Consider the following 15,004-nt stretch of genomic DNA (forward strand, 5'->3'; position numbering starts at 1 on the left):
TGTCAGCACCCGCAGGTGCCGGCATTATGCCTGAGCCGTTCAGCGTTAAGCTGATTCATCCGGTAGTCTGAGATCCCCTGATAACGGACAAAATACTGACCAAGCCGCTCCTGACATGACTGCTGCTGCCTGAGCAGCTCCTGCTGTTGCCATGGCCTGAGCAGCCCCAACTGCACAGCCCGCTCACCGAAACGCCCCTGCACCTGCCCGGATTGCAAAATATAGTGCACGTCCGCATCATCAAGCCACCCGCTGCTGCGAGCGAGCAGACCGATTGACGGACGCTGCATACGCTGCCAGCTCAAGGCCGCCACGACGGCCTGAAATGAGGCGACCCCCGTAAAGTAGAGGTATCTGCCGATCTTCAACTCCACGGAGGGCACTGCCCCGGTATAATAAAGCGGAGTGTCCCGGCAACTCGATGCGTTTGCCGCGTTTGTGGCCGGCTGCATCCGTGGCTCCCGGGGGCGGTATCGTGCCGTGCAGGAAGCAGTGGTGCCGGATTGCGGCCGGTACTTCAAAAATGTCGACAGCTCGCGGTATGCATCTGAAACAGTGGCAAACTCATGCTTCAGGCGCTGCAGGTGTTCTCCGTCAACCCGTGGATGCGCATCGGGATGGCTTTCACGGGCTCTTTTACGGTAGGCGCTTTTTGCACCTTCGGGCTGCAGATAGGCCAGAAAGTCATCATTGAGTACCACATCAGCACCAAACAGCACACGGCATGCCGTCAGAACTGAGCTGCTTTCCGCCGCATAGCCGCACCCTGCTGCAGACTCCCAAGCACTCATGCCTTGCCTCCTGTGGCCAGCAATGTTGAAAACTCATCCTCTGAAAGCACGGTCACCCCCAGATTACGGGCCTTTTCCAGTTTACTGCCCGCCTCACTGCCCGCCACCACGTAATCGGTCTTTTTTGAGACTGAGCCAGTCACATTGCCCCCCTCCGCCTCAACCAGTTTTTTGGCTTCATCACGTCCCAGCGTGGCCAGTGTCCCGGTAAAGACAAAGGTCAGACCGGCCAGCCGGCCACCAACCCGTTTTTCCTCCACGGTTGGTGCAACGCCAGCCGCCTTGAGCCGCTGCAGCACCGCCTGGTTGGCCGGGGCATCAAAAAAGGAGCGGATACTGATCGCCACAGCCGGGCCGACATCACGGATACTGGTCAGCTCTTCCAGGGTGGCGGCCTGCAGGTTATCAATGCTGCCAAACCGCTCTGCCAGGGTCCTGGCAGTCCGTTCCCCCACATGCCGGATCCCCAGGGCAAAGATGAAGCGGGCCAGTTCCTGCTGTTTGCTGGCGCTAATGGCAGCCAGCAGGTTTTCAGCCAGCTTGTCCCCCATCCGCTCAAACTGCATGAAGTCATCCCTGGTCAAACGGTAGAGATCGGCAATATCCCTGACCAGCTCCAGGTTGATCAGCTGCTCGATATATTTGCTGCCCAACCCGTCAATATCCATGGCATCGCGGGAGGCAAAGTGGATGATCGATTCTGCCAGCTGGGGCGGACAGGCCAGCCCCCCTTGGCAGCGCACCGCCACCTCCCCAGCTGCACGGATCGCCCTGGAGCCACAGACCGGACAGGTTTCCGGCTCAGGCAGTTCCTGCTCTGCACCGTTACGCTGATCCAGCAGCACCCTGACCACTGCCGGGATCACGTCCCCTGCCCGCTCCACAATCACCCGGTCCCCTACCCGGATATCCTTGCGCCGGATCTCGTCCCAGTTGTGCAGAGTGGCCCGTGAGACCGTGACACCGGACAGTTCCACCGGTTCCAGATTGGCCACCGGTGTGATCACACCGGTCCTGCCCACCGAAAGGATGATCTCGTTGATCCGGGTGGTCGCCTGACGGGGCGGGAATTTACAGGCAATCGCCCAGCGAGGGGAGCGGCTCTTTTCCCCCAGCTCCTGCTGCAGGCGCAGGTCATCCACCTTGATCACCATACCGTCGATCTCGTACCGCAGGGAGTCACGCCGTTCCTGCAGATCCTGAAAACAGGCAACCGCCTCTGCAATACCGCTGACCTGTCTGGCCTGATCACTGACCGGCAAGCCCCAACCGGCAAGCTGGCTCATCAATTCTGTTTGTGTCCTGGCCTCCGTGTCCACCACTCCCACACCATAGCAGACCATGGCCAGGGGCCGTCTGGCCACCGCAGCCGGATCAAGCTGGCGGATGGAACCGGCTGCGGCATTACGGGGATTGGCAAAGGGCGCTTCCCCCTCTTCTTCCCGCTGCAGATTCAGCTGTTGAAAGGCCTGCAGCGGCAGGTAGACCTCCCCCCGCACCTCAAGTAGGGCGGGCAGCTGTTCTCCTGCCAGACGCAGCGGCACATTACGGACCGTGCGGATGTTGGCGGTCACCTCTTCACCGACCTCGCCGTCACCACGGGTTGAGGCCTGCACCAGCAGACCATCCTGGTAGACCAGCTCCACTGCCAGACCATCCATCTTCGGTTCACACTGGTACTGCAGCACAACCGCATCAGGCAGGGCCAGCAGGCTGCGGATACGCTGTTCAAAACCGTGAATTTCATCCTCCTGCATGGCGTTTTCCAGCGAGAGCATCGGCATCCGGTGCCGGACCTGGCTGAAACGGGCCAGGGGCTTGCCCCCCACCCGCAGGGTAGGCGAATCAGGGCTCAGCAGGTCCGGGCGCTCTGCCTCGATCGTCTGCAGTTCACGAAATAGCGCATCATATTCGGCATCGCTGATCTCCGGGGCATCCAGTTCATAGTAACAGCGGTTGTGATGTTCCAGCAGCTGGCGCAACTCTGCTGCCCGCAGCCGGGCCAAGTCAGGAATAACAGCGGGATCTAACAGGGAAAGTTGGTGCATAATAGCTCCTCTATCGGACACTAGGTTTCGTACTATAGCAAAAATTTCAAACTGACCCTTGATTTTTAACCAACCCCTCGCTATATTCCCTCTCGTTAGCACTCACCACTTCAGAGTGCTAGCAGACACAACACACACCATCACACCACCATAGCAATGAAAGGAGAAGTACCAATGAAACTGAGACCACTGCATGACCGTATCATCGTCAAGCGCCTTGAGGGCGAAGAGAAGACCGCCGGCGGCCTGTTTATCCCTGACACCGCCAAGGAAAAACCTCAAAAAGGCGAAGTCGTTGCTGTTGGCAACGGCAAGAAAAACGATGAAGGCAAGTGTGCTCCCCTGGATGTCAAGGTCGGTGATTCCATCCTGTTCGGCAAGTATGCCGGCACTGAAGTAAAGGTTGATGGCGATGAGTTCCTGATGATGCGCGAGGACGATGTCCTGGCCGTTATCGAGAAGTAGAGCGGTCTTTTTCCGCCCCGGCTTCGTCTCGTTTCACAACTGCCATTGTGCGACGTACCCTAGAGTACGCCTCCGCGCAGTTGCTTACGAACCAAACCCGGAACGGAAAAAATCCTCACTCTTGGCAAGCTGGGCAAACTAGAAAAACTAGACAAAGAATAACCAAAAACTATCAATCTGGAGGAATAGTCAATGTCTGCAAAAGAGATCCGTTTCAATGAGGAAGGCCGCAACGCCATCCTGCGCGGTGTTAATGCACTGGCTGATGCCGTCAAGGTAACCCTGGGTCCCAAAGGCCGTAACGTCATCATCGAAAAATCCTTCGGCTCCCCGCTGATCACCAAGGACGGTGTTTCCGTTGCCAAGGAAGTTGAACTGGAAAACAAGTTCGAAAACATGGGCGCTCAGCTGGTAAAAGAAGTTGCCTCCAAGACCTCCGATGTTGCCGGTGACGGCACCACCACGGCAACCGTACTGGCTCAGGCCATCTACAAGCAGGGCTCCAAGCTGGTGGCTGCCGGCCACAACCCGATGGAGATCAAGCGCGGTATCGATAAGGCTGTTGAGGCGATCGTAGCTGAGCTGCAGAAGATCTCCAAGCCGATCAAGGATCACAAGGAGATCGCCCAGGTTGGCACAATCTCCGCCAACAATGACAAGACCATCGGCGACATCATTGCCGAGGCAATGGAGAAGGTCGGCAAGGAAGGCGTGATCACCGTTGAGGAAGCCAAGGCGATGGAAACCAGCCTTGAGACCGTTGAAGGGATGCAGTTTGACCGCGGCTACCTCTCCCCCTACTTTGTGTCCGATCCGGAGCGGATGGAGGCCACCCTTGAGAACGCCACCATCCTGATCTACGACAAGAAGATCTCCAACATGAAGGACATGCTGCCGGTACTGGAGCAGACCGCCAAATCCGGCCGTCCGCTGATGATCATTGCCGAAGATATCGAAGGTGAGGCATTGGCAACCCTGGTTGTGAACAAACTGCGCGGCGTACTGAACGTCTGCGCCGTCAAGGCCCCCGGCTTCGGCGACCGTCGCAAGGCCATGCTGGAAGATATCGCAGTGCTGACCGGCGGCACCGTGATCTCCGAAGACATGGGCTTCAAACTGGAAAACGCCACGATGGACATGCTGGGCCGCGCCAAGCGTATCGTGGTTGACAAGGACAACACCACCATCATCGACGGTGACGGCACTGAGGCTGATATCCAGGGCCGCGTCAAGCAGATCCGCGCCCAGATCGAAGACACCACCTCCGACTACGACCGCGAGAAGCTGCAGGAGCGTCTGGCCAAGCTGGTTGGCGGCGTTGCCGTGATCAAGGTCGGTGCTGCAACCGAGACCGAGATGAAAGAGAAAAAGGCCCGTGTTGAAGACGCCCTGCACGCTACCCGCGCTGCGGTTGACGAAGGGATCGTCCCTGGCGGCGGCGTTGCCTACATCCGCGCCCTGAAGGCCCTTGACAGCGTGGTACTGCCTGCTGAGCAACAGTTCGGCGTCACCATCATCAAGAGCTCCCTGGAAGCCCCGATCCGTCAGATCGCCGACAACGCCGGCATCGACGCCTCCATCGTGGTGGACAAGGTCAAGAACGGCAAGGAAGCCTTCGGCTACAACGCTGCCGACGACACCTATGTTGACATGCTGGAAGCCGGCATCATCGACCCGACCAAGGTATCCCGCTGCGCACTGCAGAATGCCTCCTCCGTGGCCGGCCTGATGCTGACCACCGAGTGCATGATCGCCGAGAAGCCCAAGAAGGACAGCGGCATGCCTGCTATGCCCGGCGGCATGGGCGGCATGGGTGGTATGGGCGGCATGGACTACTAAGCCGACGACTGTTATTGCAGCACACAAAACCGGGCGGAGGAGGCTTCCTTCGCCCGGTTTTTGTATATGTAAAGAAACCGCTTTAATCTGGACATTTTTCAGTTTTTCCGGTATCCAAACAGGGTATTTAATCAACCTCCAGCACCAGATTACAGGGAAAAAAATGGGGCAACATATCACAGCTGTCAGCTTTGAAGCGGATGGTGTACAGGTCATCACTGTACAGACAACGCGATCAAGCCTGGTTGTTAAGCGGACCCTGACCCTGCAAGCTGATCAACTTGATGCCTTTCTTGCCAGTGATACTGCCTCAACCTATCTTGTTGCCATCAATCCGGCTGAGACCATCTTTGAGACCTTACAGATACCTCCTGCAGACAAGAAGCTTGAGGCGACTCTGGTGTACAGCGAGGCTGCCCGGTTACACCCGGAACTTGGACATTTTTCCTGTGCCTATCAGGTACTGGGTGATATTCCGGGGGATGGACGGATCATCCGTAAGGTGGCCTGTTGCCTGATCTCCCGCCAGGCACTACTGCCTGCCCTGGAGCCGTTCATCCGCAACAACAAAACCGTACGTCAGATGATCGCAGTTCCCCATGCCCTTGCAGCCCTTGTCGCCGAGCAGTTGGGAACCGCGCATGACCCGCTGCTCTGCGCCCATGATGATGGACACAGCAAGACACTCTTTCTGTTGGAAAATGGCGCTGTCAGCTTTTCACGTTCAATAGCCTCAAACGGCTACGGCTGGGACCCGCTTGATCGTCAAAATGTCTCCATGACCCTTGACTACTGCTTCCAGGCCCTCAGAACACGTGCCAGTCGGGTCATGCTGTTAAACTCAGACCAGCAGGATGACGCAGACCAACCGTTTCCACGTTTGGAACCGATCGACGCGCCGGCACAACTTGCGGATATAGCGCCAGAGACCAGGCAAACCATGCTGGTGCCGCTGGCACTGGCGCTGTACCGCTTTCCCGACCAGCAAAACCTGCTGCCGGAAGACTACTGCAGGGAGCGGTTCAAGCAACTGCTGTTCGGAACCGGCAGCAAACTGTTGGCCGGTATTGCTGCAATCATGCTGGTGTTGATTGTCTTTGGCCTTACCTCCATTCGATCAACCCGTACGACCATAAAAACACTACGGGCTCAGGAGGCACAGCTTGCTGAGACTGTTCAGGCCCATCAGCTCGCCCTGGCAGAAAAAAACAGCCTGCAACCGCTTCTTACCATCTGGAATGAGCATGTTGCGGGTGCAGACATTCCTCACACGTTTGCCACCATAAACAGTAGTGCAACCAGCACGGTCAATCTCACCTCACTGAAACTGAAACGTGAAAAAGAGACCGTCACCCTGACACTGGGCGGGACAATAAGCGGCACAGGCCTTGCCTCCATGCAGGAAGGGTTCGAGGCCTATATGACGGCTTTACGCACTATTCGCGGCATGCAGATCACACGCAACCAGCTCGACCCCAAAGGGCAGACGTTTACGCTTGAGGCGGCCTATAAACCATGATGGTTCAGATGCGGCAATACTCCACCAAACAGGCCCTCCGGCTGACAGCCATTCTGACGCTGGTACTGCTGCTCGGCAGCTCACTGGCACTTATTGTCCGCAAAAAACAGTCGCTCGACGAGCTGTTGCGGTATCACACCAGAATCAAGTCTAACTTGGTTGCCATGCAGGAGAATACACGGCGTCTCCAGAAACAGATGAGCGATTTCCGTACACAGCTCAAGCTGGATGAACAGCGGCATTCCAAAGAGGTCCGGCTTTTTCAGCGACTTGACCAGATCAAAGCAGCCGTGCAACCGACCGAAATGCTGGTCACCGCCATCGAGACCAAAGATGCTGCAAGCAGTATCGGCTTCACGCTGAAGCTCCCCTATGAACGTTACGAGGCGGGCGTCAATGCCATGGGGCAACTCCAGACCGAAGCGTTGCCGCTGGTCAGCTTTAATGAGGCCAGTCTCTCCAGCTCAGCAGGTAACGACATAACGATCACCGGGACGGTCCTGCTACCGGCATTACCGGGAGGGCAGCCATGAACCGCTGGCTGCAGCGCAGTGTTATCCTGGGCATACTGGCATGTATCGCATCACTGCTGATACCGGTCGTTATATTTTTCAAAACAGCGTACAGGCCGGAACTGTCAGAGGCAGAACGCACGGTTGCCAACTTCAGTCCGGCCCAGTTTGATGTTGCGACAAAGACCTGGCAGCCAACCGCCCTCCGGCAGCCAGTAACACGTGGCACACAACCAGCGGGGACCGCTGCCGCGCCGAATGCTGTCCGGACACCGCCTCCGGCGCCAGCTCCCACACTTTCCTTTGTCCTTCAGGATGGCAGCAAGAGCATGGCAATTATTGACGGCAACATGGTAAAGACGGGGTCTGAAGTGCGCGGCTGGACCGTAATCAAAATTGAACAGAACCGCGTGCTGCTCAGGAACCGAAAGGGGACCAGATGGCTCAAAATGGATTAGTGGCACGGCGCCCGACCATACTTTTTCTCACCGGCATTCTTTGCTGCGCCCTGGGGGGATGTGCCAACACCCCCCCGGCCGCTCCCCGGGTAGCAGCAGATATCCCGCTGGTCGCCTCAACACGCCCGCAGGACGCATTTATCAGGGACAATATCAAGGAGCTGAAACGCACTTCGCCACCAGCTCCACTCAAGACCCCTGACTACCAGCCGGTCAGCGATGATATCTCACCGGCCAAGACGCGCCTGGTGAACATCCAGGCCCGCAACAGTGCTTTAGGCGATATTCTGCATGTGATTGCCGATGCCGCCGGCCTGAATCTGGTGATCAATGACGGTGTACAGCAGGACCGTACCATCACCATCACCCTGAAACGGGTAACCGCTGATGACGCCCTTGCCACCATCCTCGACTCAGCAGACTATTTCTACACGATCAAGGACAACATCCTGAGTATTGAGGCCACCGGCACCAAGGTCTTTGAACTTGGTCATCCCGCCTTGATCCAAGGGTTTAACATTGATGTTGGCGGCGACATTCTGGGCAGTGCATCAGGACTGACCGCCAACGGTTCAGGAAGCGGCTCAGGAAGCGGTTCATCCAGCTCCGGCTCAGGATCCAACTCCGGCTCCGGCTCCGGCAGTTCAGGTTCTTCAAACATTAAAGGGACTATCAATCAAAGTACCAAATCAGACGCAAAGGCCTTTGACTTCTGGGAATCACTGGATAAATCCCTGCAACTGCTGCTTGGCAAGCAGGAAGCCGCTGCTACAGCAACGCAATCACAAGCAACAGCTCTCCTGCCACAACAGCGCACTACTCATTCGGCCCCCAACCAGACTGTCATCATCAACCGGCTGACCGGCACCATTGTGGTAACAGCCACCCGTCACAACCTGAATGCCATCGAAAAATACCTCGATCTGGTCAAGGCAGCCTTAAACCGTCAGGTGCTGGTGGAAGCACGGGTGATTGAGGTACAGCTCAACGATAGTCTCAAGTTTGGCATAGACTGGGACTTCCTCAACAACATCAGATGGTTCAACACAACCGGTGCAGCAGCAGGCGGTTTTGGCAATGCAGCAACCGCCGCCACCAATGCCGTGAATTCCGGTGCATTCCGCTTGGGATACGGTGGCGGTAATGTGCAGGCACTTCTGACCGCACTCAAGACACAGGGCGAGGTCAAAACGCTCTCAAATCCACGTATCAATGTCATGAACGGCCAGACCGCCCTCTTAACCGTGGGGCGGAACACCAATTATGTCGCTAAGATTTCCAGCACCATAAGTACCGGTACCGGCACAACACCGATCATCACCTATACCGCTGATACGGCCAACGTACTATCAGGAATCATGATCGGCATCGCCCCCAACATCAACAGCAAGGGGGAGATCCGCATGGCAATTACCCCCATCATTTCAGACCTTGTCAGTCTTACTCCCACCGATATCGGCAGTGGCGACTACAAGACCAATATCCAGATACCGATCGTTGACCTGCGTGAACTTTCAACCACGGTTAAGGTCAGAGATGGAGAAATGATCGTGATTGGCGGCCTCATCTCGAACAAACAGGACCTGCAGGACGAAAAGATACCGTTTGTCGGTGACATCCCCTGGCTGGGTACGCTGTTTTCCCGCAAGAACTATCAGGACAAGCGAACCGAACTGGTTGTGGTGCTGCAACCCTATCTAGTCGGTTCCGAGCAGTAAGGAGACCCATGGCTGCCCCGATCAGAATCGGAGAACTCCTGGTATCAAACGGCCTGATTACAGACCGTCAGCTTCAGATTGCCCTGGAGCATCAGAAAGTCACCGGCGCCATCCTGGGAGACCTGTTGATCAAGCTGGGGTTTGTCACGGCAACGGATTTTGCCCGCACCATCGCCCTGCAATCCGGCATAGACTTTATTGACCTGGGGGAAATACAGCCTGAAGATGAAGCGCTGCAGCTTATCTCCAAGGACACGGCTGAAAAGGCCGGGCTGATCCCGCTGGCTGTGGTTGAAGATGGACGGCTTGCCATCGGCATTACCAACCCCAGCAATATTGTGGCGGTTGACCTGGCCACCAAACTGACCGGCAAGCAACCCCGGGTGTTTCTGGTTGATAATGACCACTATCAGGAGACCCTTGAGAAGTCCTATTTCTTTTTCAGCCACCCGATTCAACAACGGATGGAAAAGATCGTCAGCTCGCTCAAACAGGCCACCGGGGCCATACCAGGTGCGATCATTGCCGAACTGGTTGAGTTGATCATGATGGATGGTGTCCGCAAACTGGCAACCGATATCCATGTCTCACCGGCTGATGACGTCACCAATGTCTTTTACCGGATAGACGGCGTGCTGCAACACGGACACTGCCTCCAAAAGCAGGCCCATACCGGTCTCATCTCCAGAATCAAGGTGTTGTCGCAACTGGACATTGCAGAACAACGCCTGCCGCAGGACGGCTCTTTTACCTACGAATTTCTTTCCAAACGGTTCGACGTCAGGGTTTCTACCGTACCCACCATCTTTGGCGAAAACCTGGTTCTCAGGCTGCTGGCCGGGGCAGGCCCGTTGCTGAGGATTGAGGCCCTGGGCATGAACCCGACAGCAACCCGCCAGGTACGGCAGCTGTTCCAGAAGTCATACGGCATCATCCTGATTGCCGGTCCGACAGGCAGCGGCAAAACAACCACGCTCTATGCAGCCCTGCGTGAATTGAACCGCCTTGAACGTAATATCCTGACCGTGGAAGACCCGGTGGAATATCGCTTGAGCTTTGTTAAACAGACCCAGGTCAATGACAAGGCAGGCTTTGATTTTGCCTTGGCTGCCCGGAACTTCATGCGCCAGGACCCGGATGTTATGCTGCTGGGTGAAATCCGTGACGAAGAGACCGCCCAGATCGCCGTACGGGCCGCCATAACCGGCCACCTGGTGCTTTCCACCATCCATACCAATGATGCGGTCACGGCTATCCCGCGTCTTCTAGATCTGAAGCTGGATGCCTTTTTACTTTCATCTGCCCTGACAGCTGTTGTGGCACAGCGGCTCGTTCGTAAAATCTGCCCTTCATGTAAAACTGAATACAGTATCACTGATGGAGAACGAGAACTGTGTACCAGCCATCACCTTGAAAAACGGCTTGCCTATCGGGGCACAGGCTGCGCAAAATGCAATCATACCGGCTACCTGGGGCGCCTAGCCATCTGTGAAGTGCTTATCCTGAATGACCAGATACGTCAGATGATCTTTGAGGGGGCCTCCACGGGCACTATTGTTGCCGTAGCCAGAAAACACGGCATGACATCAATGCTTGAGGACGGCCTGCACAAGGCAATTGAAGGACTGACGACCATTGCAGAAGTTATGCGGGTCGCCGGATGACCAGTTTCAGCTACCATGCCGTCGATGCCGCCGGACGCCTGATCAGAGGCTATATTGAGGCCGCCTCACCGGAAACAGCCTCACAGGACCTGACGGCACGGGGATACTACCTGCTCAAGCTTGACAAGAGCAGCGGCGTCTTGGCACGCCTTAGACGAAATCTTTTCAGACAGCGGGTCAAGCGTGCCGAAATAATTGAACTGGCAGGTAACCTATCGGTCATGGTTGGAGCAGGCATCCCGATAACCATATCACTCGGCGATCTTGCAGAAGCCACCACCAATACGACACTGCAAACCACTCTGACCGGTATCAAGCAAGAGATTGAGCAGGGCTCAACCTTTTCTGATGCCATTGAACGTTATGACGACATCTTCCCTGATATACTGATTCGATTGGTCCGGGTTGGTGAAGAAACCGGCCGTTTTGAAAAGAGCCTGTCTGATGTGGCAGAACACCTGCAGCGGATGGATGATCTTGCATCATCAATCAAGCGTGCCCTGATCTACCCGACCTTTGCCATCATTGCCACCGGTGGCGCTCTGATATTCTGGCTGGTCTTTGTTTTGCCCAAGATTATCGGAACGATCAAGGGCATGGGAGTCAAACTGCCGCTGTTAACCCGGATGCTGATGGCCACCAGCAGTTATACGCAACGCTACTGGTATCTGCTACCCATCATCGCTTTGTGTTGCTGGGCTCTATTCAAGCTGCTGAAGCGGAATGAAAAAGCCTGTTACCAGATTGACCGGCTTAAGCTCAAACTACCGATCTACAGCCTGATAGAATACAACCGGCTTCTGGCACTGTTTGCCGAGCAGATGCGTATTCTGATCGTAGCCGGCCTGACCGTTGACCGCACGCTGGGGATCATTGCCGAGGTCATGCGGAATCTGGTCTTTAGGCACGCCATCGACTCGGTTCGCGATGACATTACCTATGGCAGCACCATTGCCGATGCCCTCAAGAAACACCCGGTTTTCCCACTGCTACTGGTCCGTATGGTGGGTATTGGCGAGACCAGCGGTTCGCTGGATGATCAGTTCGGCTTCTTGTCAACACATTACCTGAAAAAGCTGGACGATATCTCGGACAAATTGGGCAAGATTATTGAGCCTGTCGTGATAGCTGTCATCGGTATCCTGTTTGCAATTATTATCATGGGACTCTTACTGCCGGTCTATGATCTGGTATCCACAGTAGGAAGAAGGTAGAACCATGAGCTCTTCGTACCTTGATTTTTTCAGTTTAAAGGAAGACCCGTTCGGCCTGACGCCTGACCCGGCCTTCTACTACCCCTTTAATGAGCATGCCAACGCCCTGCTGTCGCTTGATTACATCATGAACAACCGCGAGGGGTTCTACCTGCTGACCGGAGAACCAGGCACCGGCAAAACAACCCTGCTACGCATATTTATCAACAAATGGCACTCCCAGGCTGAAATTGCCCTGGTGATGACCCCGCGCCTGACCTCCGAAGAGTTTCTTCAAGCGGTACTGGATGATCTGGGGGTAATATTTCCGCTATCCGGCAACAAGAACGATATGATCAAAGAGTTCAGGGATTTCCTGCTGGAACAGGCACACTCAGGCCGGCGGGTCGCTATTGTTGTTGACGAGGCGCAACAACTGCCCGATGACACCCTTGAAGAGCTACGGCTGCTCTCCAACCTTGAAACGGAGAAGGAAAAGCTGCTGCAGATCATTCTGGTTGGCCAGCCTGAACTGGTGGATAAGCTGAATGCCCCTCACCTGCGACAGCTCAGCCAGCGGATAGCAGTCAGGTCAGCCCTGACACACTTATCCGGCAAGGCCACCGCAGATTACCTCACCACCCGCCTGCACCGGGCAGGGGCCTTAACAGGCGCCATTTTCAGCCCCAAGGCAGTCCTTGCAATACATCAGCTTTCCGGAGGGATCCCCAGACTGATCAACATGATGGCATCACGGGCACTGATGGTTGGTTTTTTGGAAGTGAAGCCGGTAATTGAAGAGAAACAGGTACAGGTTGCTGCGGCAGAAATTTTGAAGAGAGAAAAGCAGGCCCAATCAAGGACTCGGGGTTTGAATCGCACATGGCTTGGAATCGGCGGAATCTTACTGGCAGCGCTTACTGCCCTGTTGGTGCTGTTCTGGAGGCTGTGATGCCCTACTGCTCCAACGCCCTGATCCGTTCACGGGCAAGCTCCTTCGTACGTTGTCCCACATCTGCAGGAACCAGCACCTCACGATAGAGCCGCAGCGCCTCAGACGCGTTGCCACGCCGTTCCTGCATCCGACCCTGCCCTAACACCCCCCGGACATCGCCGGCCTCTGCCAGGCGTCGGTATGACACCAGGGCATCATCCAGAAGCCCGCCTCGTTCCAGAGAAACAGCCAGGCTGAACAGCGCGTTACGATTGGTAGGTTCCAAGGCAAGCGCCTTGTGAAACATCCCCCGCGATGCGGCATCATTGCCCATTTTCCCCAACGCAATACCGGCGTTCACCATGGCTGACGGGTAGTCGGGTTTGATCGACAGAGCACGGTTGGCAACAGCCAAGGCCTGTTCATTAAAGCCCAGTTGCAGCATGGTGCTGGCGACATTATTCATGATCCGGTAATTGAACGGGTCGGCATCCAATGCCTTCTGGTACTGCTTGAGTGCAACAGCAAAATCATGCCGTGCCTCAGCAGTACGGGCTGCAAACAACAAGGCATCAATGGTGGCGCGATCTTTGACAACCGGTTTTAATGCCTGCTGGGCAGCTGGTGGAGCAGATGGCGGTGCCGCACGGGTATGCTTGGCACTCCCCCCGGCAGTGAGCTGATGAGGTTTGGGCTTGACTGGCGTTTTTACTGATTCCGATCCGGCAGGCACAGACGGAGCGACAGGCTTGTTTGCGGTAACGGCTGCAGGTGTTGAAGCAGGGACACCTGCCGTTGAAAGCGGTTTTTGAACGGCTGCCGACGGCTTCGGCAGGGCCTGTTGAAGCGCAGGTGAATGGGGTGCGGGACGTTTGTCCAGGTACAGAGCCAGCAACCCGCCAACGGCAATCGACGCAACAGCCAGGATACCCAACAGCAGATATCTTTTCAGATTTACGGTACCGGCTGCCGATGACCGAACAGTCTGGAGCAAATCTGGTGGTATGTCCCCTTTAACTTGGCTTGTCTCTGCCTTCTTCAGCAGATTGGCAAGAATACTCATCCAGACACCCACTTAAGTTCAGTAATTCATTGATTATTCCGAATAACAGCCCACTGGTTGGATGTCAATACAAATTGGGCTAATAGAGCGATATCTTTGTTTAGATTTGTAAATAAGCACCAATAGGAGCTGATTTCTCTTGATATTTTTTTATGCTTGGTTGATTGTTTACAAAATTTATTTTTGCTGTATTCTTTAAACCAGTAAATATCAATTACTTACATACACCAAGCAAACAGGAGGTTTGGGATGCGCAACAACAAAGGCTTTACCCTGATTGAAATGGCTGTGGTTCTGGTCATTATCGGCATCATCCTCGGAGCGGTTATCAAAGGCAACGACCTGATTGAAAACGCCAAGGTCAAAGGCGTTATTCAGGCACCAACCAAGTGGGAAGTACCAATCATGACCTACTATGACAAAAAAGGATCTTTTCCTGGCAGCACCAGTGGACAGATTACAAGTTTTACCGCGCTCAAAACAGCTCTTGGCAACGAGAGCATTGCCTACCCTGCAGACACCATCTCCGATGTGACTTTTGACATCGCCTCAGTTACAGATCCATGTAAAGCCGGTGCTACCGTCGCACGGAACATTATGCTTATTACCAATGTTCCTGACACTACTGCAAGCCAGCTTGATCTTGCAATTGATGGTATCTCTGATGGAACAAAAGGTCGGGTTCGCTCGTGCGGAGCTGCTGGCACCGCAAATGTAGGAGCCGCATGGACTGCAACAGGAGCACTAGTGCCTGTAGTCTATTTCTTTGACAAAACTATTCCTTAACCATCTAACAGCAA

The 15,004-nt window shown here is 55.2% G+C and carries 13 protein-coding genes; 10 read left to right on the plus strand and 3 right to left on the minus strand.

Translation table 11 applies throughout. The annotated features are described in order from the left end of the window. Positions 1-2: 2 nt before the first annotated feature. Together FY034_RS13525 and ligA are read right to left on the minus strand one after the other, a co-directional pair. Positions 3-791 (minus strand): J domain-containing protein, encoded by a 789-nt coding sequence (locus FY034_RS13525; protein WP_265551417.1) that lies wholly within the window; start codon positions 789-791, stop codon positions 3-5. Continuing rightward, positions 788-2,839, minus strand: coding sequence for an NAD-dependent DNA ligase LigA (gene ligA / locus FY034_RS13530; RefSeq protein ID WP_265551419.1), 2,052 nt, complete (start codon positions 2,837-2,839; stop codon positions 788-790). Before ligA ends, FY034_RS13525 begins: the two co-directional genes overlap by 4 nt. A 174-nt stretch (positions 2,840-3,013) precedes the next feature. Here ligA and groES point away from each other — a divergent pair, with 174 nt between their 5' ends. The 9 genes from groES (at position 3,014) to FY034_RS13575 (ending at position 13,159) form a co-directional block, all read left to right on the plus strand. Beyond that, a complete protein-coding gene (gene groES / locus FY034_RS13535; RefSeq protein WP_265551421.1) occupies positions 3,014-3,304 on the plus strand; it encodes a co-chaperone GroES in 291 nt (96 codons plus the stop codon). Positions 3,305-3,496: 192 nt separating this feature from the next. After that, entirely contained in the window at positions 3,497-5,143 is a 1,647-nt protein-coding gene (gene groL / locus FY034_RS13540; protein ID WP_265551423.1) for a chaperonin GroEL, read from the plus strand. A gap of 163 nt (positions 5,144-5,306) precedes the next feature. Continuing rightward, positions 5,307-6,662, plus strand: a complete 1,356-nt coding sequence (locus tag FY034_RS13545) for a hypothetical protein (protein ID WP_265551426.1) — start codon at positions 5,307-5,309, stop codon at positions 6,660-6,662. Beyond that, positions 6,659-7,195: a hypothetical protein gene (locus FY034_RS13550; RefSeq protein ID WP_265551428.1), complete on the plus strand. Its 537-nt coding sequence runs from the start codon at positions 6,659-6,661 to the stop codon at positions 7,193-7,195. The genes FY034_RS13545 and FY034_RS13550 overlap by 4 nt, the downstream gene beginning before the upstream one ends. Next, positions 7,192-7,632 carry a hypothetical protein gene (locus tag FY034_RS13555; protein WP_265551430.1) on the plus strand — a complete coding sequence of 147 codons (441 nt, stop codon included), beginning with the start codon at positions 7,192-7,194 and terminating at the stop codon, positions 7,630-7,632. Before FY034_RS13550 ends, FY034_RS13555 begins: the two co-directional genes overlap by 4 nt. Next, on the plus strand, positions 7,614-9,350 hold the full coding sequence (mshL, locus tag FY034_RS13560; protein WP_265551432.1) for a pilus (MSHA type) biogenesis protein MshL: 1,737 nt from the start codon (positions 7,614-7,616) through the stop codon (positions 9,348-9,350). Before FY034_RS13555 ends, mshL begins: the two co-directional genes overlap by 19 nt. 8 nt (positions 9,351-9,358) lie before the next feature. Further along, positions 9,359-11,014 (plus strand): GspE/PulE family protein, encoded by a 1,656-nt coding sequence (locus FY034_RS13565; RefSeq protein ID WP_265551434.1) that lies wholly within the window; start codon positions 9,359-9,361, stop codon positions 11,012-11,014. Continuing rightward, complete coding sequence (locus tag FY034_RS13570) at positions 11,011-12,228, plus strand: type II secretion system F family protein (RefSeq protein ID WP_265551436.1); 1,218 nt, start codon at positions 11,011-11,013, stop codon at positions 12,226-12,228. The genes FY034_RS13565 and FY034_RS13570 overlap by 4 nt, the downstream gene beginning before the upstream one ends. Positions 12,229-12,232: 4 nt before the next feature. Continuing rightward, positions 12,233-13,159 (plus strand): ExeA family protein, encoded by a 927-nt coding sequence (locus FY034_RS13575; protein WP_265551438.1) that lies wholly within the window; start codon positions 12,233-12,235, stop codon positions 13,157-13,159. A gap of 4 nt (positions 13,160-13,163) precedes the next feature. Here the strand turns inward: FY034_RS13575 and FY034_RS13580 are convergent, their stop codons facing one another. Then, positions 13,164-14,204, minus strand: a complete 1,041-nt coding sequence (locus FY034_RS13580; RefSeq protein WP_265551440.1) for a tetratricopeptide repeat protein — start codon at positions 14,202-14,204, stop codon at positions 13,164-13,166. 249 nt (positions 14,205-14,453) lie between these two features. On the opposite strand from FY034_RS13580, the gene FY034_RS13585 reads away from it, so the two are divergent. Continuing rightward, positions 14,454-14,990 (plus strand): type II secretion system protein, encoded by a 537-nt coding sequence (locus tag FY034_RS13585; RefSeq protein ID WP_265551442.1) that lies wholly within the window; start codon positions 14,454-14,456, stop codon positions 14,988-14,990. Positions 14,991-15,004 lie beyond the last annotated feature (14 nt).

This window comes from Trichlorobacter lovleyi (genome assembly GCF_015239775.1).
Taxonomy (GTDB): Bacteria; Desulfobacterota; Desulfuromonadia; order Geobacterales; family Pseudopelobacteraceae; genus Trichlorobacter; species Trichlorobacter lovleyi_B.